This is a genomic window from Priestia megaterium NBRC 15308 = ATCC 14581, assembly GCF_000832985.1.
GTDB classification, from domain to species: Bacteria; Bacillota; Bacilli; order Bacillales; family Bacillaceae_H; genus Priestia; species Priestia megaterium.
The window spans coordinates 1,266,294-1,287,620 of sequence record NZ_CP009920.1 but is presented as its reverse complement, the minus strand read 5'-3'; the positions used below and the strand labels follow the sequence as shown (position 1 = coordinate 1,287,620).

General features: G+C 39.0%; 25 protein-coding genes. All 25 read left to right on the top strand.

All coding sequences use genetic code 11. The features are described 5' to 3' along the window. Nucleotides 1-122 precede the first annotated feature (122 nt). The 25 genes from BG04_RS07135 to spoIVB all read left to right on the top strand — a co-directional run bounded on the left by BG04_RS07135 (nt 123) and on the right by spoIVB (nt 21,280). On the top strand, nt 123-659 hold the full coding sequence (locus BG04_RS07135; protein WP_016765547.1) for a YqhR family membrane protein: 537 nt from the start codon (nt 123-125) through the stop codon (nt 657-659). A gap of 121 nt (nt 660-780) precedes the next feature. After that, nucleotides 781-1,218 carry a type II 3-dehydroquinate dehydratase gene (aroQ, locus tag BG04_RS07130; protein WP_034648945.1) on the top strand — a complete coding sequence of 146 codons (438 nt, stop codon included), beginning with the start codon at nt 781-783 and terminating at the stop codon, nt 1,216-1,218. A gap of 1 nt (nt 1,219) precedes the next feature. Continuing rightward, complete coding sequence (locus BG04_RS07125; RefSeq protein ID WP_034648946.1) at nt 1,220-2,278, top strand: M24 family metallopeptidase; 1,059 nt, start codon at nt 1,220-1,222, stop codon at nt 2,276-2,278. Between the two features lie 19 nt (nt 2,279-2,297). Beyond that, on the top strand, nt 2,298-2,855 hold the full coding sequence (gene efp, locus BG04_RS07120) for an elongation factor P (RefSeq protein ID WP_013059155.1): 558 nt from the start codon (nt 2,298-2,300) through the stop codon (nt 2,853-2,855). 138 nt (nt 2,856-2,993) lie between these two features. After that, nucleotides 2,994-3,275 (top strand): YqhV family protein, encoded by a 282-nt coding sequence (locus BG04_RS07115; protein ID WP_013059154.1) that lies wholly within the window; start codon nt 2,994-2,996, stop codon nt 3,273-3,275. Nucleotides 3,276-3,340: 65 nt separating this feature from the next. Next, nucleotides 3,341-4,288, top strand: coding sequence for a stage III sporulation protein AA (gene spoIIIAA, locus BG04_RS07110; protein ID WP_034648949.1), 948 nt, complete (start codon nt 3,341-3,343; stop codon nt 4,286-4,288). A gap of 6 nt (nt 4,289-4,294) precedes the next feature. Next, nucleotides 4,295-4,807, top strand: coding sequence for a stage III sporulation protein SpoIIIAB (gene spoIIIAB / locus BG04_RS07105; RefSeq protein ID WP_013059152.1), 513 nt, complete (start codon nt 4,295-4,297; stop codon nt 4,805-4,807). 19 nt (nt 4,808-4,826) lie between these two features. Beyond that, nucleotides 4,827-5,033: a stage III sporulation protein AC gene (spoIIIAC, locus tag BG04_RS07100; RefSeq protein WP_013059151.1), complete on the top strand. Its 207-nt coding sequence runs from the start codon at nt 4,827-4,829 to the stop codon at nt 5,031-5,033. 20 nt (nt 5,034-5,053) lie between these two features. Then, nucleotides 5,054-5,437: a stage III sporulation protein AD gene (gene spoIIIAD, locus BG04_RS07095; RefSeq protein ID WP_013059150.1), complete on the top strand. Its 384-nt coding sequence runs from the start codon at nt 5,054-5,056 to the stop codon at nt 5,435-5,437. Nucleotides 5,438-5,461: 24 nt separating this feature from the next. Then, on the top strand, nt 5,462-6,646 hold the full coding sequence (gene spoIIIAE, locus BG04_RS07090; protein ID WP_034648951.1) for a stage III sporulation protein AE: 1,185 nt from the start codon (nt 5,462-5,464) through the stop codon (nt 6,644-6,646). Nucleotides 6,647-6,651: 5 nt separating this feature from the next. Continuing rightward, nucleotides 6,652-7,272, top strand: a complete 621-nt coding sequence (gene spoIIIAF, locus BG04_RS07085) for a stage III sporulation protein AF (protein WP_013059148.1) — start codon at nt 6,652-6,654, stop codon at nt 7,270-7,272. Continuing rightward, a complete protein-coding gene (gene spoIIIAG, locus BG04_RS07080) occupies nt 7,269-7,931 on the top strand; it encodes a stage III sporulation protein AG (RefSeq protein WP_013084996.1) in 663 nt (220 codons plus the stop codon). The genes spoIIIAF and spoIIIAG overlap by 4 nt, the downstream gene beginning before the upstream one ends. A gap of 7 nt (nt 7,932-7,938) precedes the next feature. Next, on the top strand, nt 7,939-8,589 hold the full coding sequence (locus BG04_RS07075; RefSeq protein ID WP_272801048.1) for a SpoIIIAH-like family protein: 651 nt from the start codon (nt 7,939-7,941) through the stop codon (nt 8,587-8,589). A 352-nt stretch (nt 8,590-8,941) separates the two neighbouring features. Beyond that, nucleotides 8,942-9,448, top strand: coding sequence for an acetyl-CoA carboxylase biotin carboxyl carrier protein (gene accB, locus BG04_RS07070; protein WP_034648955.1), 507 nt, complete (start codon nt 8,942-8,944; stop codon nt 9,446-9,448). Nucleotides 9,449-9,460: 12 nt separating this feature from the next. Next, nucleotides 9,461-10,813 (top strand): acetyl-CoA carboxylase biotin carboxylase subunit, encoded by a 1,353-nt coding sequence (accC, locus tag BG04_RS07065; protein WP_013084993.1) that lies wholly within the window; start codon nt 9,461-9,463, stop codon nt 10,811-10,813. Nucleotides 10,814-10,842: 29 nt separating this feature from the next. Continuing rightward, a complete protein-coding gene (locus BG04_RS07060; protein WP_013059143.1) occupies nt 10,843-11,244 on the top strand; it encodes an Asp23/Gls24 family envelope stress response protein in 402 nt (133 codons plus the stop codon). A gap of 221 nt (nt 11,245-11,465) precedes the next feature. After that, nucleotides 11,466-11,858, top strand: coding sequence for a transcription antitermination factor NusB (nusB, locus tag BG04_RS07055; protein ID WP_013059142.1), 393 nt, complete (start codon nt 11,466-11,468; stop codon nt 11,856-11,858). Between the two features lie 84 nt (nt 11,859-11,942). Then, a complete protein-coding gene (gene xseA / locus BG04_RS07050; RefSeq protein ID WP_016765542.1) occupies nt 11,943-13,283 on the top strand; it encodes an exodeoxyribonuclease VII large subunit in 1,341 nt (446 codons plus the stop codon). A 3-nt stretch (nt 13,284-13,286) separates the two neighbouring features. Then, nucleotides 13,287-13,520: an exodeoxyribonuclease VII small subunit gene (locus BG04_RS07045; protein WP_013059140.1), complete on the top strand. Its 234-nt coding sequence runs from the start codon at nt 13,287-13,289 to the stop codon at nt 13,518-13,520. Beyond that, the gene (locus BG04_RS07040) at nt 13,520-14,416 is read left to right on the top strand and encodes a polyprenyl synthetase family protein (protein WP_034648957.1); all 897 of its coding nucleotides are present in this window, start codon (nt 13,520-13,522) and stop codon (nt 14,414-14,416) included. Before BG04_RS07045 ends, BG04_RS07040 begins: the two co-directional genes overlap by 1 nt. Nucleotides 14,417-14,736: 320 nt before the next feature. Beyond that, nucleotides 14,737-16,638 carry a 1-deoxy-D-xylulose-5-phosphate synthase gene (gene dxs, locus BG04_RS07035; protein ID WP_013059138.1) on the top strand — a complete coding sequence of 634 codons (1,902 nt, stop codon included), beginning with the start codon at nt 14,737-14,739 and terminating at the stop codon, nt 16,636-16,638. Further along, the gene (locus BG04_RS07030) at nt 16,635-17,462 is read left to right on the top strand and encodes a TlyA family RNA methyltransferase (RefSeq protein WP_034648959.1); all 828 of its coding nucleotides are present in this window, start codon (nt 16,635-16,637) and stop codon (nt 17,460-17,462) included. Before dxs ends, BG04_RS07030 begins: the two co-directional genes overlap by 4 nt. Nucleotides 17,463-17,623: 161 nt before the next feature. Next, nucleotides 17,624-18,073 carry a transcriptional regulator AhrC/ArgR gene (gene ahrC, locus BG04_RS07025; protein ID WP_013059136.1) on the top strand — a complete coding sequence of 150 codons (450 nt, stop codon included), beginning with the start codon at nt 17,624-17,626 and terminating at the stop codon, nt 18,071-18,073. 16 nt (nt 18,074-18,089) lie between these two features. Continuing rightward, entirely contained in the window at nt 18,090-19,817 is a 1,728-nt protein-coding gene (gene recN / locus BG04_RS07020; protein ID WP_028410663.1) for a DNA repair protein RecN, read from the top strand. 182 nt (nt 19,818-19,999) lie between these two features. Further along, a complete protein-coding gene (spoIVB, locus tag BG04_RS07015; RefSeq protein WP_016765539.1) occupies nt 20,000-21,280 on the top strand; it encodes a SpoIVB peptidase in 1,281 nt (426 codons plus the stop codon). Nucleotides 21,281-21,327 lie beyond the last annotated feature (47 nt).

The window sequence follows — 21,327 nt, the reverse complement described above, 5'->3', positions numbered from 1 at the left end:
AAAATGTCTCTTTGATATCAGGCTCCCTTCTTGCGTATAGGAAGAGTAATAAACGTAAAAACTTAGAAATGAGTCAGTAGGAAATGAGAAAAAAGTTCATACTACATCAAGAGGTGATTAATATGTCAGAACCTAAAGAACAGCATGAAAAAAAACAGGATAACCACCCTACGCATAAACAGGAAATGTCTTTTTTATTTAAAGCCATCTTTATTTCCTTTTTTGGAGGGATTTTCTGGAGCTTTATTGGCTATTTAAATTATCTGTTCAGCTTTAGTGTTATCAATCCAAATATGCTTTTAGATCCTTGGGCATTAGGTGATTGGAAGGACAAAGGAATAGGTGTTATCGTCAGTATTTTTCTTATAGGGGTATTATCTATTGTTGTCGGGTTGTTATACTACGTCCTATTAAAGAAGTTTAAAACGATTTGGATAGGTTTTGCTTACGGCTTATTATGGTGGGCAATTGTATTCGTTGTTTTGAATCCGCTCTTTCCTAACTTAAAAACAATTGGAGAGCTTCCAGCTAACACGATTATTTCATCCCTCTGTATTTATATTTTATATGGTGTATTCATCGGATATTCCATTTCTTTTGAAGCTGCAGAGCTTCAAACAAAAGATGAATCTACAGATTTTCAAACGGCGAATAAGTAGTGTGAATGTTCCAACGTATGCTAATATATTCTATATAATGATTTAAAAAGAAAAATAAAGTGCAAATTCACATGAGTGAGCTGCATAAAGGGTTCGTAGTAGGGGAGAGTGTTGAATTAAGATGAATAAGATTTTAGTAATAAACGGTCCTAATTTAAATCGTTTAGGCGTACGTGAACCAGCGGTATATGGGACAGATAATCTTCAAAACCTTGAAGAGAAACTTCAGCGAGCAGGCAGAGACCATGGGATAGAAGTTGAGTGCGTACAGTCTAATCACGAAGGTGTAATTATCGACTGGATTCATGAAGCGGATGAGAAATTTGATGGGATTATGATCAATCCTGGTGCTTTTACTCACTACAGTTATGCCATTCGAGATGCGATTGCTAGTATATCTGTTCCTGTTATTGAAGTGCATATTTCGAACGTACATAAGCGTGAAGAGTTTCGCCACCATTCGGTGACGGCACCTGTTACACATGGTCAAATTGTCGGGTTAGGTTTATATGGATATGAGCTTGCCCTGCAGGCACTTTTACAATTAAGGGGGAAATAAAATGAAAATCGAAAAACTACGCGAACAGTTTTCAAAATTGAATGTGGACGGTGTTGTAATTACAAGTGAATATAACAGGCGCTATATGACCAATTTCACAGGATCTGCTGGTGTCGTTATTATTTCTGAAGACAAAGCGGCATTTGTAACAGATTTTCGTTATGTTGACCAAGCAACTAGTCAAACAGAAGGTTTTGATATCGTTCAGCACAAGGGTCCTATTGTAGAAGAAGTAGCGAATGTAGTGAAACAATTTGGAATTAAAAAGCTTGGTTTTGAACAGAATTATGTTACATATGGACAGCATCAATTATTTGATAAGCATATCGGCGCGGAACTTGTTCCAATCTCGCAGGCAATCGAAAACTTACGCTTGATAAAGAGTGACTCAGAGATTAAGATATTAAAGGAAGCTGCAAAAATAGCAGATGCAGCATATGAACATATTTTAACCTTTGTTCGTCCTGGTTTAACAGAGCTTCAAGTATCTAATGAACTGGAGTTCTTTATGAGAAAACAAGGCGCAACATCTTCATCTTTTGATACAATTGTTGCTTCAGGGCATCGCGGGGCTTTACCCCATGGTGTTGCTTCTGACAAAGTCATTGAAAAAGGCGAACTTGTAACGCTTGATTTTGGCGCATACTATAATGGTTACTGTTCAGATATCACACGAACATTTGCCGTCGGTGAAGTAAGTGATAAGCTAAAAGAAATTTATAATGTCGTACTGCAAGCGCAGCTTAACGGAATGAGCGGCATCAAAGCAGGTATGACGGGTAAAGAAGCAGATGCGCTAACGCGTGATTATATTACAGAACACGGATACGGCCAGTATTTTGGACATTCGACCGGTCACGGCGTAGGGTTAGAAGTACATGAAGGCCCATCACTTTCTGTGAAATCTACAGATGTACTGCAGCCAGGTATGATTGTAACCGTTGAACCAGGTATTTACATACCAGACTTAGGGGGCGTGCGTATTGAAGATGATACGATCGTCACAGCAGAAGGTAATGAGGCATTATCGCACTCATCAAAAGAGTTCATTATTTTATAAAATATAGGAGGATTTCTTCATGATTTCAGTAAATGATTTTCGTACAGGTTTGACAGTAGAAGTAGACGGAGGTATTTGGCGTGTAATGGATTTCCAACACGTAAAGCCTGGTAAAGGCGCTGCATTCGTTCGCTCAAAACTACGTAACCTTCGTACAGGAGCTGTGCAAGAAAAAACGTTCCGTGCAGGTGAAAAAGTAGGGAAAGCCCAAATTGATAACCGTAAAATGCAATATCTATATGCAAGCGGCGATCAGCACGTATTCATGGACAACCAGTCTTATGAGCAATTAGAGCTTCCTGCAAGTGCAATTGAATATGAGCTAAAATTCTTAAAAGAAAATATGGAAGTAGCAATTATGATGTACCAAGGTGAGACATTAGGTGTTGAACTTCCAAACACAGTTGAGCTTAAAGTAACAGAAACTGAACCTGGTATTAAAGGTGACACAGCTTCTGGCGGTACAAAACCGGCAACTGTGGAAACTGGCTTAACAGTAAACGTTCCGTTCTTCGTAAACGAAGGCGACGTATTAATTATCAACACAACAGACAGCAGCTACGTATCACGCGCGTAATTGGATCGTGTAAGCAAGCTGCAAACATACAAAAAAGGCAGAGAATCATTCTCTGCCTTTTTTGTATGTTTTTTTGTGCTAACTCTTCCTTATTTTGCATAGGTTGTACTAAACAAAGCAGAGGTATAGGAGGGGCTTATGAAGCAGTGGTTGGATCATTTAAACGGTACGGTATTAACGATGGCGTGCCTTCGATTTATTTCTTCATTTATTGAGTTTATTGCCGCTATTTTAATTGTCACAAACAATGATGTGAAAAAAGCGTTAATGATTAATGGAATGTTAGCGCTTGTTGGTCCGATTGTAATGGTGAGTTCTTTTACCATAGGTTTAGTGTCCGTAGCCGATCAATTATCTTTTGGGAAATTAATCATGATTGTAGTAGGAGTGCTCTTCATTTTAATCGGTGTTTTTAAATAAAAGGTAGGCATAAAATGGTCAAGCTTATAATACATTGAAGTGAGTTCAAATATGAGGGGATGAATATGTTAAACGAAATACTTGCAATCTTTCCGCCTAATTTAAAAAAGACTGTTGAATTTTATGTCACAAACCATTCTCATCTACTAGAAGAAATTCGAGTGCGCATAGGAAGACCTGTCGAATTTACAATCAACAATCAGCCATATTTCGAATCGTATCTTCCAAGTGCAGAAGATGCTTTATTTATCTTAAATAAATTAAGCCAGTTTTCGATTTATATGATTGAAGAAGAATTGAAAAAAGGATATGTCACCATTGAAGGCGGGCACCGGGTTGGGCTAGCGGGAAAAGTTGTAACGGAAAATGGACAGGTTCGTGTGATTCGAGATGTATCATCCTTTAATATCCGGATTGCTAAACAAAAGATTGGTATTTCGAATCAGCTTATTCCTTTTTTATACAATCGCTATTGGCAAAGTACGGTCATTATAGGACCTCCTCAAACAGGAAAAACAACCATGATTCGCGATTTAGCCAGAGTAATAAGTACAGGCATAGAGCGCTCTAAGATTCCTCCGTTTAAAGTCGGAATTGTAGATGAACGATCAGAAATTGCTGGGGCTGTTAAAGGGGTTCCTCAGCATACATTCGGATCTAGAATGGATTTATTAGACAGCTGTCCGAAAGCTGAAGGCATGATGATGATGATTCGCTCCATGAGCCCCGATGTGCTGATCGTGGATGAAGTGGGAAGTGAAGAAGATTGTAAGGCCGTACTTGAAGCGGTTAATGCTGGCGTTCGTGTCATTATGACTGTTCATGGCTATGACATTGACGATTTAATGAAGCGTCCCACTTTGCAAGCTTTAATGAAACTTCACGTATTCAAAAGGTATGTTGTGCTATCGAACAGCCGAGGTCCTGGAACACTTGAGGCTATCTACGATGAGCACTATAATTCCATGAAAACGTCCGCTGAAAAGTCGCTTATTGAAAATAGTAAAGGGTGATGGTGTATGAAACTGTTTGGTGCCATCTTTATCTTATTTGCTTCCACTTACACAGGATTTGAGTTTGCAAAGCAGCTTAGTGCAAGACCTAGGCAGCTCAGGCAATTAAAAACGGCTCTGAGGTCGTTAGAAGCAGAAATTATGTACAGCAATCGGCCTCTTCAAGAAGTTGCTCATTTGTTATCTCTACAGCTTCCTAATCCTTTGGCTTCTTTATTTAATGAGTTTTCTATGAAATTAAAAGAAGGTACTGAAAGTGTCAAGGAAGCTTGGGAAAAGACGTTGGACCAATTTTGGAAACAAACCGCACTTAAAACGGGAGAACTAGAAATCTTAAAACAATTTGGTGAAACGCTTGGTCAGCATGATCGTTATTCGCAGCAAAAGCATATCTTACTGACGCTGAATCATCTTGAACGCGAAGAACAAGATGCAGTTGATAAGCAGAATCGCTATGAAAAAATGGTTAAAAGTTTAGGCTTTCTATCTGGATTGCTACTGGTCATTCTATTGATGTAGCGATAGAGGAGGATTGAATGTGGGAATTGATATGAACACCATTTTTCAGATTGCTGGGATTGGTATCGTCGTAGCTTTTTTAGTCACCGTACTCGAACAGATGGGAAAAAAAGATTACGCGAACTGGGTTACCCTCATCGGTTTTATTTATATTTTATTTATGGTTGCTTCGATTGTAGAGGACTTATTTCAAAAAATCAAATCGGTTTTTTTATTTCAAGGGTAGAGGGGTGAGTTGCCATTGAAATGCTTCAAATTGTGGGCTTAGGGTTAGTAGCTACGTTTTTGGCTCTTATTTTAAAAGAACATAAATCACCTATTGCTTTTTTACTTGTTGTATTCGTGGGATCCGTGATCTTTCTGTTTTTAATTGATCAAATCTACGAAATTATTAAGATGGTCGAGCGGCTGTCGATTAATGCCCACGTTAACATGATTTATGTGGAAACCATTTTGAAAATTATTGGTATCGCCTATATCGCCGAATTTGGTGCTCAAATTACGAAAGATGCAGGGCAAGGTGCCATTGCTTCTAAAATTGAATTAGGTGGAAAAGTGCTGATTCTCTCCATGGCAATTCCTATTTTAACGGTCATTATTGAAACGATTATTTCAATGCTGCCCAATTAATTTTACTTAATATGAGGTGACGAAATGAAGCGGTGGACGTTTAAAGTGAATATACTCGCTCTTCTTTTGTTCCTCTTTTTTTTCTTTCCAGAAAATGTACAAGCTTCCGAACCCCCGAAGCAGCAAGAACTTGTCAATGAACAAATTGATAAGCTCGGTATCGATGAAGTCAAACAGTTTTGGGACGATATTATTACCCAATACGGCGGCTTTTTACCCGAGAGTCAGAAGGGAAGTTTAGTCGATTTTTTAAAAGGAGAAAAAGAGTTCTCTCTTAAAGAATGGCTAGGAGGTCTTGTAAAGTTTTTATTTCATGAAGTATTAGCGAATGGAAAACTCCTCGGTACACTCATTATGCTAACGGTTTTTAGCGTGTTTTTACAAACGCTCCAAAGTGCGTTTAATCAGCAAACCGTAAGTAAAGTAGCGTATGCGCTTGTATATATGGTTTTGATCATCATTGCTCTTAATAGTTTTCAAATTGCTATCTCTTATGCAACGGGAGCGATTGAGACCATGACCAAATTCATTTTAGCTCTGGTGCCGCTGCTGCTTGCCTTAATGGCATCATCAGGAGGAGTTGTATCGGCAGCCTTTTTTCATCCGATGATTTTGTTTTTAATGAACACAAGCGGTTTGCTTATTCAATACGTAGTGATGCCGCTGCTTTTTCTTTCAGCACTGCTTAGCATTGTGAGTACGATTTCAGATGAATATAAGGTTACACAGCTTGCGCAGCTGTTGAGAAATATAAGCATTGGCGTGCTCGGAATATTCCTAACTGTTTTTTTAGGAGTGCTGTCCGTTCAAGGGGCTACCTCAGCTGTTGCCGACGGTATTACAATTCGAACGGCAAAGTTTGTCACAGGGAACTTTATACCTGTTGTAGGGCGTGTGTTCACAGATGCGGCTGATACAGTCATCAGTGCCTCGCTTCTATTAAAGAATTCAGTAGGGATTGCTGGAGTAGCAGTCTTACTGTTAATCGTCGCGTTTCCGGCTATTAAAGTGTTAACGCTTGCTTTTATCTATAAGCTAGCAGCAGCTCTTCTTCAACCCATTGGAGGAGGACCGGTTATTTCCTGCTTGAGCATTATCAGTAAAAGCGTCATCTATATTTTTGCGGCGCTTGCGGTTGTCTCGCTTATGTTTTTCTTATGTTTAACGGTCATCATTACAGCGAGCAACGTCACAATGATGGTGAGGTGAAGAAATTGCAGGCCTTAACGACGTGGATTACTAATATCGTTCTTTTTATCTTATTAGCTACCATTATTAATTTACTATTGCCCAATTCTAGTTTTCAAAAATATACAAAGCTGGTGGTTGGACTTCTTTTAATGTTGATTATTATTACACCCGTTTTTCAAATTTTCAAAGTGGATGTTAATCAAATGCTGAAATCACTTAGCTTATCATCTATTCGATCCGATCAGCAGGTAGAAAATTCAATAGAAAATCAGAAAAAAGAAATACAAGCTTCACAACGTGCATATATTTTAGAACAAATGGCTGTCCAAATGGAGGCAGATGTAAAAGAGGAGTTGATGGATCAGTATGGTGTAGCAATTGATCGAATTCACATTGAAACAAAAAAGCCGAACGACGAACCTACCGCTGATAATATTAAATCCATTTCAGTTGCCGTAAGTAAAAAAGCATCGGATGATTCCGAGGTTGTTTCAGCTGTGAAAGTTATTTCTATTGATACCTCCACACCGATCGAAACAAACAAACCAACAGAATCCAAGAAATTATCCAACTATTTAGCAGCAAAATGGGATGTAAAACAAGGCCAAGTTGTTGTGAATATGGAGGAGGGAGACACGAAATGAGTCAAAAGCCAGAAAAAGGTGACCCATCATTTTTTCAGCGGTTCTTTTCACTTAAACAGTCATCAACTACGAAGAAACCTTCAAAGTTAATGTATATAGGCATTTTACTAGCTGCAGGCGTTATCTTTATGGTATTTAGCAACTCACTCACAACATCTATGAATTCAGGCGGATTACTAAAGAGTGCAAGCAAAGAAACCAGCGCACCACCGGTATCACAGGATGTTCCCGCTTTTAGCTCTAAAAAGACAACAACAATGACAGGCTATGAAGAGCGGTATGAGGAAGAATTGAAAGATATTTTGGATCAAGTTAGAGGCGTAAGTAAGGTAAAAGTAATTGTGAACCTAGATGCAACAGAATCCAAAATATATGAAAAAAACAGCGTCACAAAATCGCAAACGACCAACGAAACAGACCGTGAAGGAGGGACTCGTAAAGTTGAAGATTCCTCAACAGACGAACAGCTGGTCATTGTAAGAAGTGGAGAACAAGAAAAGCCTGTTGTAGTTAAAACCGAAAAGCCAAAAGTAAGAGGCGTGTTAGTTGTCGCTAAAGGAGCTGATAATATCGAGGTAAAGAAATCTATTATTGAAGCCGTGACAAGAGCGCTCGATATACCAAGTCATAGAGTAGCAGTATTAGCGAAAAAAGGATGAGGGGGAAATGAATATGTTATTAAAAAAGCAAACGGTTTGGTTATTAACAATGTTAAGTTTAGTTGTTGTGTTATCGGTGTATTATATGACAACGCCAGAAAATCCTCAGAGTAATGTTGCGCTAGTAGACAATGAAAAACAGAGCGAAAAGCAGGCTGATGACAAGGCTCCTGCAGAAGATACAAAACAACAGACAGATGAGAAATCAGGAACAAAAGAAGATTCAAAAACTGAAGGTTCAGCAGGAAATGTAAAGAAGGAAACGGCTAAAAATGCAAAAGAATCAGCGGTTGTATCAAGCACAGATAGCGACGAGCTATTTACGGCTCTTCGTTTGGAATTAAATGATGAAAGAAGTCAATTAAAAGAAGAGTATCAAGAAGTAGCTGCATCAAAAAATGTGACGCCTGCGGAAGTAAGCAAGGCGATGGATAAAATTGATGAATTATCAAAGCTTGGGGAAAAAGAAGCCACGCTGGAAACATTAATTAAAGCAAAAGGATACAGTGACGCGCTAGTAAGAGCAGACGGAAAGCAAGTACAAATTACGGTTAAGACAGAAAAACACTCAAAAACAAAAGCAAATCAAATCATTCAGCTAGTCAAAAAAGAAATGGGTCCAAAAGAAGTAGCGGTAGAGTTTCAACCAACTAAATAAAGGGAATAAAAGAAGTGTGAAACAGCCGTAAATTGGGGTTGTTTACACTTCTTTTTTTATGAAATGACTAAAATTTAAGCGAGACGGTAAAAATTTTAACATGGCTTTCTTTTTTTACTTCGGTTATAATAGGTTTCATAATCTTATATTAGTACTAGGTGACAAACGTTTTCATAAGTGTTGTCATCTGTAAAGCTATGTTTCCATTTATAAAACGATAACGCTAAAAAGTTATTATAGAGTAAGTGGAACTTCTTTTTAATGTTTGCCAAACGAATTGAATGGCTGTAGCCATCTGTCGTATTATTAACATTGTAGAGAATTCTATTTTCATGAGGTAGGAGTGTTCAATATGTTAAAAATTCAAGAGATCCGTGAGATCATTAAACTAGTTGATCAATCATCAATCGAGGAGTTCACCTATGAGCACGAAGGCTCCAAAATCAAGATGAAGAAAAAAGACGCAATTGTTTCCAAACAAGCGCAGCAAGTAGTGGTTTCGGCACCTGAACAAGTGGCAGCACCTGCACCGCAGGCAGCAGCGGCTCCAGCGCCAGCCCCAGCAGCACAGTCTGCTCAACCAAAAGAAGAACAAGCGGCCCCAGCGGTTGATGAAAGCTTACATAAAATTACATCTCCGATGGTAGGGACTTTCTATGCGTCATCATCGCCAGAATCAGATGTATACGTGACTCCTGGAGATAAAGTACAAAAAGATTCGGTTGTATGTATCGTAGAAGCAATGAAATTATTTAATGAAATCGAAGCAGAAGTTAAAGGTGAAATCGTTGACGTATTAGTTGAAAGTGGACAACTTGTAGAATACGGTCAACCTCTTTTCTTAGTAAAGCCTGAATAAGGAGCGGTAAATATGATTAAAAAGCTATTAATTGCGAATCGAGGAGAAATTGCGGTTCGAATTATTCGAGCGTGTAAAGAGTTAGGTGTAGAATCAGTAGCTGTTCATTCTCAAGCTGATCGCGATTCTTTGCATGTACAATTAGCAGACGAAGCGTATTGTATTGGACCAACGTCATCTAAAGACAGCTATTTAAACTTTACAAACATTATGAGTGTTGCGATGCTAACGGGCTGTGACGCTATTCACCCTGGATACGGCTTTTTAGCTGAAAACGCTGATTTTGCAGAGCTATGCAGAGAGTGTAACGTTACATTTGTAGGACCAAGTCCTGAAGCCATTAACAAAATGGGAACAAAAGACGTAGCGAGAGAAACGATGCGTGAAGCGGGTGTTCCAATTGTTCCTGGTTCAACTGGAATTGTAGAGTCAGTGGAAGACGGTATGTCAATCGCTAATGATATTGGCTATCCTGTTATTATTAAAGCAACGGCAGGAGGCGGAGGAAAAGGAATCCGCGTTGCGAAAAATGAACAAGAGCTTATTAAAGGTATTACAATTACACAGCAAGAAGCTGCTACAGCTTTCGGTAACCCTGGTGTGTACATTGAAAAGTTCATTGAGGATTTCCGTCACGTTGAGATCCAAGTGTTGGCTGATTCTCATGGGAATACTGTACATTTAGGAGAGCGTGATTGCTCGATTCAACGCCGTCTTCAAAAGTTAATTGAAGAAACGCCTTCTCCAGCGTTAGACGAAAAAACGCGTGAATTAATGGGCGACGCTGCTGTTAAAGCTGCTCAAGCCGTTAATTACACAGGAGCCGGAACAGTGGAATTCATTTATGATTACCGTGAAAACAAATTTTACTTCATGGAAATGAATACGCGTATCCAAGTAGAACACCCTGTTACAGAGATGGTGACAGGAGTTGACTTAATTAAAGAACAAATCAAAGTGGCAAATGGTGAAACTTTACCGTTTACGCAAGAAGAAGTGACATTTAACGGATGGGCAATTGAGTGCCGAATCAACGCGGAAAACCCAGAGAAAAACTTTATGCCATCACCAGGTACGATTCAAATGTACTTGCCGCCAGGTGGCTACGGAGTGCGCGTAGACTCTGCTGCATACCCGGGCTATGCAATCCCGCCTTACTATGATTCAATGGTGGCTAAATTGATTGTTCATGCGCCAACTCGTGAGGAAGCTATTGAACGAATGAAGCGGGCGTTAGATGAATTTGTTATCGACGGCGTTGCAACCACTATTCCTTTTCACCAAAAACTATTAAATCATGAAAAATTTGTTAGCGGTGAATTCAACACGAAGTTTCTTGAGCTATATGACGTAATGAATTCTTAGTATAATATAAACTATAGGAGGTGCTGTACATGAATGAAAATCATGTATTAGAAATGGAAGAACACCCAAATTCTCTTGGCAAAGTAGAAATTGCTCCTGAGGTTATTGAAGTCATTGCGGGTATTGCTGCTTCTGAAGTAGAAGGCGTTTCTGCAATGAGAGGAAATTTTGCAGCTGGCGTTGTGGAGAAACTAGGAAAGAAAAACCACGGTAAAGGTGTAAAAGTGGACTTAACAGAAAACGGGATAAAAGTAGACGTATTTTGTATGATGAAGTTTGGAGTGTCTATTCCAAACGTAGCGCAACAAGTACAAGATAACATTCGTCAAGCCCTTAAAAATATGACAGCTATTGATCTCGATGAAGTAAACATTCATATCGTAGGGATTCAGTTTGATACGCAAAAAACTGATATTGAAGAAGTTGAATAAAACAAACGTTTACCTAACGGCTGTTGCTAAAATGGAATAACGTATGATTACTTGTTCCTTTTCAGCACAAGCTATGGTAAAGTGAAAAAGACTGTCTCGTCATAAAGACGGTCTTTTTCGTGTTCTACAAACTTCGTCTAAGAACAATGAAGTATCGTATCATAAACTATGCTATTATCTAGGTATACTAGTTGAAGAAGATAAATAAAGGAGCAAAAATAATGAAAAGACATACAGCACGCCAAAAAGCATTACAAGCACTATTTCAGCATGATTTAGGGCAGACCGAGCCAATGGAGGCAATCGGAAATGTTGTACAAAATGAAAAGTCTGATCAATTTTTAGAAAGTCTCGTGCTAGGTGTGGTTGAACATCAGCAAGAAATTGATGAACTTTTACGCAATCATTTAGAAAAATGGACGTTAGATCGTGTAGCTACTGTAGACCGCGTTATCCTACGTATTGCCGTATACGAAATGAAGTATGAAGAAGAAATTCCTACGAGCGTTACGTTAAATGAAGCGATTGAATTAGCGAAAACGTTCGGCGATGATCAATCAAGCAAGTTTATCAATGGCGTATTGTCTAAAGTGTTAACAACTTTATCTAAATAAAGGTTCATCTTGCCAAATCAAGTGACCAAAATGCTTCTCTCCTTTATATAAAGGGGAGAGGGTGACTGCAAAGGAGGCAAAACGATGAGTGAAGTGCGTTATCTAACCGTTACGGCTCTTACACGATACATTAAGCGCAAGTTTGATGTAGACCCTCACATGCAAGATGTATGGATTAAAGGAGAAATTTCCAACTTTAAACGTCATAGTCGGGGACATATGTATTTCACCTTGAAAGATCAAAATGCTCGTATCGCAGCCGTTATGTTTGCTGGGCATAACCGGCTGCTTAATTTTCAGCCTGAAGAAGGAATGAATGTACTCATTCGAGCTGAAATTTCGGTTTATGAACCAAGCGGAAATTATCAAATGTACGTAAAAGAAATGCAGCCTGACGGCGTTGGAAATTTATACTTAGCCTACGAACAGCTGAAAAAAAAGCTGGAAAAAGAAGGCTTATTTGATCCTGCTAGGAAACGAAAACTGCCCAAGTATCCAACAACAATAGGTGTTATTACATCTCCAACTGGAGCAGCCGTACGTGATATTATTACGACATTAAAGCGCAGATATAATGCGAACATTATTGTTATGCCCGCTCTTGTTCAAGGAGTGAATGCGGCACCGTCTATCATTAAGGCAATTGAAGAAGCAAACCGTCGTAAAGAAGCAGACGTATTAATTGTTGGCCGCGGTGGTGGGTCAATTGAAGAGCTTTGGGCTTTTAACGAAGAAAGCGTTGCTCGTGCAATTTTCACTTCTACTATTCCTGTTATTTCAGCGGTTGGACATGAAACCGATTTTACAATTGCAGATTTTGTAGCAGATCTTCGCGCTCCTACTCCAACAGGTGCTGCGGAATTAGCTGTGCCTCATATCAGTGAAATTACAGAAAGATTGACTCAGCGAAACATCCGTCTTCTTCGTTCAATGAAAGAAATGCTTCAGTCTAGTAGCCGCAGGCTTGAACGATCCCAGAAATCATATGCTTTTCGTTATCCTCAAAAGTTGGTCGAGCAAAAAGAGCAGCAGTTAGATCAGTTGATGGAGCGTTTTTATCGTGAAGGTAGAAGGTACATTGAACATAAACGGACGAACTACGAGCAGCTAACAGCCGCTTTGTTGCGCAATCACCCCGAGCATCAGTTAACGAAAGCGGCGGAGCGTCAACAGCAGCTGACGAAAATGCTGACAAAAGAGATGCAGCAGCTGCTAAAGCAAAAACAGCTTTTATTTGCAACGGCAACGTCAAAATTACATACGCTTAGTCCATTAAAAACAATGGAAAGAGGCTACAGCTTAGTATACGATAAAGAAAAAGAGTTAATTAAATCAACCAAACAAGTATCCAAAGGCGATGTGGTAAACGTTCGTTTGACCGATGGACAGTTGCAGTGTGAAGTTTCGAAAATAGAGGAGCGATGAAAAATGGCGACAAATAAAGAGTATACGTTTGAAGAGGCGATGGAGCAGTTAGAAACCATCGTAAACAAGCTAGAAGAAGGCGACGTGCCATTAGAAGAAGCAATTCAACAATTCCAAGAAGGAATGACTCTTTCAAAATTCTGTCACGATCGTCTTCAGCATATTGAAAAGCAAATGGAAACTATTTTACGTGAAGACGGAACGCTTGAGCCATTCTCGGTGCAGGAGGAAGAGTGATGGTGAATGAAATGAATTTAAAAGAGTATATTTCTTTTACAAAAGATCGAGTAGAAACACGCTTGCCTGAAGTGGTAAAAGCATTACATGCTCCGGTTAACTTAAAGGAATCCATGCTTTACTCGCTTACGGCAGGAGGAAAGCGACTTCGCCCAGTGCTGTTGTTTGCAACGCTACATGCGTTTGGAAAAGACGAGAGCATGGGATTAGAAACAGCATGTGCAGTGGAAATGATTCATACATATTCTCTCATTCACGATGATTTACCTAGCATGGATGATGACGACTTAAGAAGAGGTAAACCAACGAATCACAAGGTGTACGGCGAAGCAACGGCTATATTAGCTGGAGATGCTCTTTTAACAAATAGTTTTCAGCTCATTTCTGAAGCGGCACATCCCGAGATTACATCACATATGAAGCTTCAGCTCATTACAGAACTGGTAAAAGCAAGCGGAACAGAAGGTATGATCAGCGGACAGGTTGCGGATATGGAAGGCGAAAAAAAGCAGCTCACGCTAGATGAGCTTGAATATATTCACCTTCACAAAACGGGGAAGCTGCTAGGTTTTTGTGTAAAAGCAGGAGCTATTCTTGCAAAAGCTACGCTTCTACAGCAAGAATTATTAGAAGAATTCAGTAAGCATGTAGGGTTAGCGTTTCAAATTCAAGATGATATCTTGGATGTGGAAGGCTCTGAAGAAAAATTAGGAAAGCCAATTGGCAGTGATACAGAAAATGAAAAAACGACATATCCTTCTTTGTTAGGTATGGAAGCGGCCAAAGAAAAGTTACAGTATCATGTTGAACAAGCACTTCTCTCGTTACGTCAAGCTCAAATTAAGCACGGATTACTAGAAGAAATTTGTTTATATATAGCAAAACGTGATAGTTAATGACGATCTCTGTCAGGTTTTTTGAGTGATACAGTAAAATAAGATTGAGTCCCAATAGGGGCTATGCTATAATGATTTTACTACTGTATAAAAGCGTAGTGCATAGGTTTGAAAGACATATACAATATCTTGGTGGCCGTTATCACATTTGTGTTAGCGGCTATTTTTTCACTGTTTTCCTTTGAATATCACTGGTTTACTGATAGAATATCAAAGGTATTGTAAGTAATAAGGAAATACTAAAAATTGACTATACGTATAAAACAATAGACAATGTATTAAGGTAACTTTATAACAAGTACGAAAGTGAGTGATCCACCTTGGATCTTACAACGATAAAAAATCCTGAGTTTTTAAAGAAAATGTCAGTAACACAATTAGAAGAACTAAGTGAAGAGATTCGTCGTTTTTTAATTACAAAGCTTTCTGCAACTGGTGGTCATATAGGGCCGAATTTGGGGGTTGTTGAGTTAACGCTTGCACTCCATAAAGTGTTCGACAGCCCAAAAGATAAATTTTTATGGGACGTGGGGCATCAGTCGTATGTCCATAAAATTTTAACAGGACGAGCGGGAGAGTTTGATACAATCCGTCAATATAAAGGATTATGCGGTTTTCCAAAGCGTGACGAAAGTGAACATGATGTATGGGAAACGGGACATAGTTCTACATCTCTTTCAGCCGCAATGGGAATGGCTGCTGCAAGAGATTTGCAAAAAACAAAAGCTCATATTGTTCCCATCATTGGTGACGGAGCTTTAACAGGTGGTATGGCTCTTGAAGCGCTTAACCACATCGGGCACGAGCAAACGGATATGACCGTTATTTTAAATGACAATGAAATGTCTATCGCTCCTAACGTGGGGGCTGTACACAGTATTCTAGGACGGTTGCGCACGGCAGGCAAATACAACTGGGTAAAAGATGAGCTTGAAGTCTTGCTGAAAAAAGTGCCTGCAGTAGGCGGTAAGCTTGCGGCAACGGCAGAACGTGTAAAAGATGGTCTAAAGTATATGGTCGTGTCAGGCATGTTCTTTGAAGACCTTGGCTTTACGTATTTAGGCCCAGTTGATGGCCATAGCTATGATGATTTATTGGAAACGTTACAATATGCAAAGAAAACAAAAGGTCCGGTGCTGATTCACGTTATTACGAAAAAAGGGAAAGGCTACTTGCCGGCGGAAAGCGATAAAAGCGGAGCATGGCATGGTACAGGCCCTTACAAAATTGAATCCGGTGACTTTATTAAAGACAAAAATGTTCCGATTGCTTGGAGTAAACTAGTAAGTGATACGGTATTGAAGATGGCTAGGGAAGATGATCGCATTGTAGCTGTAACGCCAGCAATGCCTGTGGGTTCAAAACTCGAAGCATTTCAAAAAGAGTTTCCGCATCGCATGTTTGATGTTGGGATTGCAGAGCAGCATGCAACAACAATGGCAGCGGGTCTTGCAACTCAAAATATGAAGCCCTTTTTAGCTATTTATTCTACGTTTTTACAGCGTGCATACGATCAAGTGGTTCATGATATTTGCCGTCAGAAGCTAAATGTATTTATTGGGATTGATCGCGCTGGGCTAGTAGGTGCTGATGGTGAAACGCATCAAGGCGTGTTTGATATTGCATTCTTACGTCATTTGCCTAACCTTGTTATTATGATGCCAAAAGACGAGAATGAAGGCCAGCACATGGTTCACACTGCTTTGACTTATGAAGAAGGTCCGATTGCTATGCGCTATGCTAGAGGAAACGGATTAGGTGTTGAACTAGATTCGGAATTGAAAAACATTCCGATCGGTACATGGGACGTATTAAAAGAAGGTTCAGATACAACCATTTTAACGTTTGGTACAACGATTTCAATGGCGATGGATGCAGCAGCAGAACTTGAGAAGCAAGGAATCAGCGTCAAAGTGGTAAATGCTCGTTTTATTAAACCGTTGGATGAAAAAATGCTTCATGAGATTTTCCAAACTAGTAAGCCTGTGATTACGGTAGAAGAAGCGGTACTTCAAGGCGGTTTTGGAAGCGCGGTGTTAGAGTTTGCATCAGAGCACGGCTATTATGATACGCGCGTTGAACGTATGGGGATTCCAGATCGCTTTATCGAGCACGGCAGCGTAACAAAACTTTTAGAAGAAATTGGCTTAACCAAAGAAGAGATTATAAATCGAGTTAAAAAACTCGTAACACCAACACAAAAGAGGCTTGAAGTCAAGTGACAAAAAAAGAACGAGTAGATGTATTATTAGTAGAACGAGGTTTGATTGAAACAAGAGAAAAAGCAAAGCGTACAGTGATGGCAGGACTCGTTTATGCGAATGAAGTCCGTTTGGATAAGCCGGGAGAGAAAATTGAATGCGATACGCCGCTGACAATTAAAGGTGCAGTGATGCCTTACGTCAGCAGAGGCGGCTTTAAGCTTGAAAAAGCGATTAAAGAATTTAATGTCCATGTAGCGGATAAAATCATGATTGATATTGGTTCTTCTACTGGAGGCTTTACCGATTGTGCGCTTCAAAATGGAGCGAAGATGTCCTATGCGCTAGACGTAGGCTATAATCAGCTAGCTTGGAAGCTTCGTCAAGATGAACGAGTAGAAGTAATGGAACGAACCAATTTCCGTTATGTGACGCCAGCTGATTTATCAAGAGGCTTGCCTGAATTCGCTTCTATTGATGTATCATTTATTTCCTTAAGACTCATTCTTCCTGTGTTAAAAACACTTCTTGTTCCACACAGCGATGTTGTTGCGCTCGTTAAGCCACAGTTTGAGGCTGGAAGAGAGCAAGTTGGGAAAAAAGGAATCGTGCGTGATTCAAAAGTGCATGAAGAAGTTCTTCAAGGCATGGTGGATTTCTCCCTTCGTCAAGGATACGATGTATATAACATGTCGTATTCACCGATAACGGGAGGAGATGGAAATATCGAATTTCTTCTCCACTTGCGCTGGAAAGGCGAGCGTGAACTTGGTGAAAATCAAGCTCCGCTTACTGTGAGCGAAGTAGTCGAAGAAGCACATAAGACGTTAAAAGAGAAAAAGTAATAATGGCCAATGTTAAGCAAAGACTTAGCATTGGCGATTTGATTATGACTCTTTATACAAAAGGTGCATAATCAAGTTGAACACATTATGATACTTAATTAGTGAAAGACTTATAAACAACAAAACAAAAAGAAGATTACATATTAATGTGAGGTGCCAACATGAATAAAGGGCAAAGACATATTAAAATTCGTGATATTATCACGAATAATGATATTGAAACACAGGATGAATTGGTAGATATTTTAAAAAACCAAGGTTTTAATGTAACACAGGCAACAATCTCTCGTGATATTAAAGAACTGCACTTAGTCAAAGTGCCTTTGATGGACGGTCGATACAAATACAGCTTGCCTGCAGATCAGCGTTTTAATCCCTTACAAAAGTTAAAGCGCTCTCTTATGGACGCATTTGTAAAAATTGATTCAGCGGGGCATATGTTGGTGATGAAAACATTACCGGGAAATGCAAATGCGATTGGCGCATTAATTGATCATTTGGATTGGGATGAAATATTAGGAACAATTTGTGGAGACGATACATGTTTGATTATTTGCCGTACTCCTGAAGATACGCAAATTATATCAGACCGATTCTTAGAAATGTTATAAAGGTGAGTGAAGCAGGTTGTTAGCTGAATTATCCATTAAAAACTTTGCGATTATTGATGAACTTTCTGTTTCATTTGAAAAAGGCTTAACGGTATTAACAGGCGAAACAGGAGCGGGGAAATCGATTATTATTGATGCCATTTCATTGTTAGTAGGTGGAAGAGGCTCTTCGGAGTTTGTACGCCACGGAACAGACAGAGCCGAAATTGAAGGACTTTTCTTATTTGATGAAGAACAGCATCCGAGTCACGAAAAAGCCAAACAAGTCGGTTTGGAAGTGGAAGATGGAATGATTGTGCTTCGCCGAGATATCACTACAAATGGGAAAAGTATTTGCCGCATCAACGGTAAGCTCGTAACGTTAGCTATCCTACGTGAAGTTGGACAGACGTTAATTGATATACATGGACAGCACGAGCACCAAGATTTAATGAATCAAGATCGTCACTTAACTCTTCTTGATCAATATGGAGGAGAAAAAGTAGAAGAGGCTTTGACGGAGTATCGAGAGGTATTTTCTAGGTATACATCGCTAAAAAAGCAGCTTGATCAATTAACTGAAAATGAACAGCAGATGGCACATCGCCTCGATCTTATTCAATTTCAATTAGATGAAATCAAAGCGGCAAATTTGCAGCTGAACGAAGACGAGGAACTAAATGAAGAGCGTTTGAAGATTTCTAACTTTGAAAAGATCTATACGTCGCTAAACGATGCGTACAATGCCCTGCACGGTGAACACCAAGGTTTAGATTGGGTCGGTGTAGCAATGAACCATACGGAGGATATTTCGTCACTGGAAAAAAACTATGCCGAAATTTCTGAGATCATTTCATCGAGCTTCTATCAGCTAGAAGACGCATCTTATAAAATTCGTCAGCAGCTTGATTTATTAGAATTTGATCCCAAACGCTTAGACTTTATTGAAGCGCGTTTAAATGAAATTAATCACTTAAAGCGTAAATACGGTCAAAGTGTAGATGAAATTCTAGAATATGCAGCGCAAATTGAAGATGAAATTGATCGTATTGAAAATCGAGATACGCATGTGAGCAAGATCAAAGAAGAGTTAAACAGTGTAGCACAGGATTTATTAGTAGAAGCTAATAACGTTTCAGCTATTCGAAAAAAACTTGCTCAGGAGTTAACGGACAGTATCCATCATGAGCTTCAAGAACTGTATATGGCTAAGACCGTATTTCAAATTAAATTCTCTGTTGTAAATGCAGGTAAAAATGACGTTGAAGTAAATGGAGAAAGAATAAAATTCACCAAAGACGGCATTGACAACGTAGAATTTTATATTTCTACTAATCCTGGTGAACCTTTAAAGCCTCTTGCAAAAGTAGCATCAGGAGGAGAACTGTCAAGAATTATGCTGGCGTTAAAAAGCATCTTCTCTAAGCATCAAGGCGTGACGTCCATTATCTTTGATGAAGTTGATACAGGCGTAAGTGGAAGAGTAGCTCAATCGATCGGTGAAAAAATACATGCTATTTCTGTTGATTCACAAGTTCTCTGTATATCTCATCTGCCTCAGGTAGCTGCGATGGCAGATACTCATCTCTTTATTGCTAAAGAGATAAAAGGTGATCGTACAACGACGTCTGTTCTTCCGTTAACTGTTGATGAAAAAGTAAAAGAAATTGGTCGAATGATTGCAGGAGCTGAAATTACAAGCTTAACGAAGGAACATGCCAAAGAGCTTTTAGATTTAGCGGATAAGATGAAGCACACCATTTAAAAAAACACCTTTTAACACGTAACAGTATGTGTTAAAGGTGTTTTTTTATACAAAATGGAGGAACTGAAAATGTTTCCTTGCACTTCTTTTCATTTTTCTCTGAACTTCTGTTATAAATGCGCTCTAAGAAGGCTAAATTAAATGTGTAGCCATTTAGGCGAGGAAGCGAGGAGAGTGAAAACATGCAAAATCGATACAGACATATAATTGGTGCGATTCTCCTTGTTTCGTTCATTTTTGTAGGATTTATTCCAGTTGTGCAACAATATATACACATTCCAAAACAAATCGTCTTATTTGAACAGCAAAAAGAAAAAATTAATACGACATTACCGCTTAGCGTAGAAGCTTCATCACCTGTTTACGATGTAACAAGTAACAAGGCGAAGCTGACCGTAGCAGGCAAACAAGTAGGCAAAGAAGAGTTGATGCTTCATTTGGCCGGTATTCCTGTAAAGCGTGTAGACGTGCAGGTATTATCTGATTTTAAAGTCATTCCAGGTGGACAATCAATCGGTGTGAAATTAAATTCAAAAGGTGTTCTTGTTGTAGGCTATCATCAAGTAGATACAGCAAAAGGTAAAAGATCTCCTGGCGAAATTGCGGGTATTCAAGTTGGAGATATGATTACGAAGATTAATGGTAAAACCATTGAAAAAATGAGTGATATTACACCGTTTATTCAGCAGGCAGGAAAAACGGGTGAACCATTAAATCTGCATATTTTAAGAGAAAAAAAGCAGTTTGACACTAAGCTATATCCGTTAAAAGATAAGCAAGATTATGCTTACAGAATCGGTTTATATATCCGTGATTCAGCTGCAGGAATTGGCACAATGACTTTTTATGATCCAAAATCTAAAAAATACGGCGCTTTAGGTCATGTTATTTCGGATATGGATACAAAAAAGCCAATCGTAGTAGAAGATGGACAAATTGTCCGTTCGACCGTTACATCAATTGAAAAAGGTTCTAACGGCGTTCCCGGCGAAAAGCTAGCAAGGTTTTCTGAAGATAGACAAATCATTGGAAATATTACACGAAATAGTCCTTTTGGTATTTTTGGAAAATTGTCTTCAACGATGGAAAACGGAATAATGGATAAAGCAATGCCAATTGCCCTATCTCATCAAGTAAAAGAAGGACCGGCTAAAATTCTAACGGTAGTAGATGATGATCAAGTGGAAGAATTTGATATTGAAATTATGAGTACTATACCTCAAAAGTTTCCGGCTACTAAAGGAATGGTTATTAAAATTACAGATCCTAAATTGCTAAAGAAAACAGGTGGAATTGTTCAAGGAATGAGCGGGAGCCCGATTATTCAAAACGGTAAAGTCGTTGGAGCGGTTACCCATGTTTTTGTAAATGATCCTACCTCGGGTTACGGTGTCCATATTGAATGGATGCTTAACGAAGCAGGAATCGATATTTATAAAAATAATCGAAAAAAAGCGAGCTAATGTTGTCATTAGTTCGCTTTTTTTGATAAAAATTATTGTCGTAAATG

Coding starts and splice junctions, on each gene's coding strand:
- spoIIIAA (WP_034648949.1), top strand. CDS start 3,341: ATGTTAAACGAAATACTTGCAATCTTTCCGCCTAATTTAAAAAAGACT.
- accB (WP_034648955.1), top strand. CDS start 8,942: ATGTTAAAAATTCAAGAGATCCGTGAGATCATTAAACTAGTTGATCAA.
- BG04_RS07115 (WP_013059154.1), top strand. CDS start 2,994: ATGAAGCAGTGGTTGGATCATTTAAACGGTACGGTATTAACGATGGCG.
- BG04_RS07075 (WP_272801048.1), top strand. CDS start 7,939: ATGAATATGTTATTAAAAAAGCAAACGGTTTGGTTATTAACAATGTTA.
- BG04_RS07040 (WP_034648957.1), top strand. CDS start 13,520: ATGGTGAATGAAATGAATTTAAAAGAGTATATTTCTTTTACAAAAGAT.
- accC (WP_013084993.1), top strand. CDS start 9,461: ATGATTAAAAAGCTATTAATTGCGAATCGAGGAGAAATTGCGGTTCGA.
- xseA (WP_016765542.1), top strand. CDS start 11,943: ATGAGTGAAGTGCGTTATCTAACCGTTACGGCTCTTACACGATACATT.
- BG04_RS07135 (WP_016765547.1), top strand. CDS start 123: ATGTCAGAACCTAAAGAACAGCATGAAAAAAAACAGGATAACCACCCT.
- ahrC (WP_013059136.1), top strand. CDS start 17,624: ATGAATAAAGGGCAAAGACATATTAAAATTCGTGATATTATCACGAAT.
- spoIVB (WP_016765539.1), top strand. CDS start 20,000: ATGCAAAATCGATACAGACATATAATTGGTGCGATTCTCCTTGTTTCG.
- BG04_RS07045 (WP_013059140.1), top strand. CDS start 13,287: ATGGCGACAAATAAAGAGTATACGTTTGAAGAGGCGATGGAGCAGTTA.
- spoIIIAG (WP_013084996.1), top strand. CDS start 7,269: ATGAGTCAAAAGCCAGAAAAAGGTGACCCATCATTTTTTCAGCGGTTC.
- spoIIIAB (WP_013059152.1), top strand. CDS start 4,295: ATGAAACTGTTTGGTGCCATCTTTATCTTATTTGCTTCCACTTACACA.
- spoIIIAD (WP_013059150.1), top strand. CDS start 5,054: ATGCTTCAAATTGTGGGCTTAGGGTTAGTAGCTACGTTTTTGGCTCTT.
- BG04_RS07060 (WP_013059143.1), top strand. CDS start 10,843: ATGAATGAAAATCATGTATTAGAAATGGAAGAACACCCAAATTCTCTT.
- aroQ (WP_034648945.1), top strand. CDS start 781: ATGAATAAGATTTTAGTAATAAACGGTCCTAATTTAAATCGTTTAGGC.
- spoIIIAE (WP_034648951.1), top strand. CDS start 5,462: ATGAAGCGGTGGACGTTTAAAGTGAATATACTCGCTCTTCTTTTGTTC.
- nusB (WP_013059142.1), top strand. CDS start 11,466: ATGAAAAGACATACAGCACGCCAAAAAGCATTACAAGCACTATTTCAG.
- efp (WP_013059155.1), top strand. CDS start 2,298: ATGATTTCAGTAAATGATTTTCGTACAGGTTTGACAGTAGAAGTAGAC.
- BG04_RS07125 (WP_034648946.1), top strand. CDS start 1,220: ATGAAAATCGAAAAACTACGCGAACAGTTTTCAAAATTGAATGTGGAC.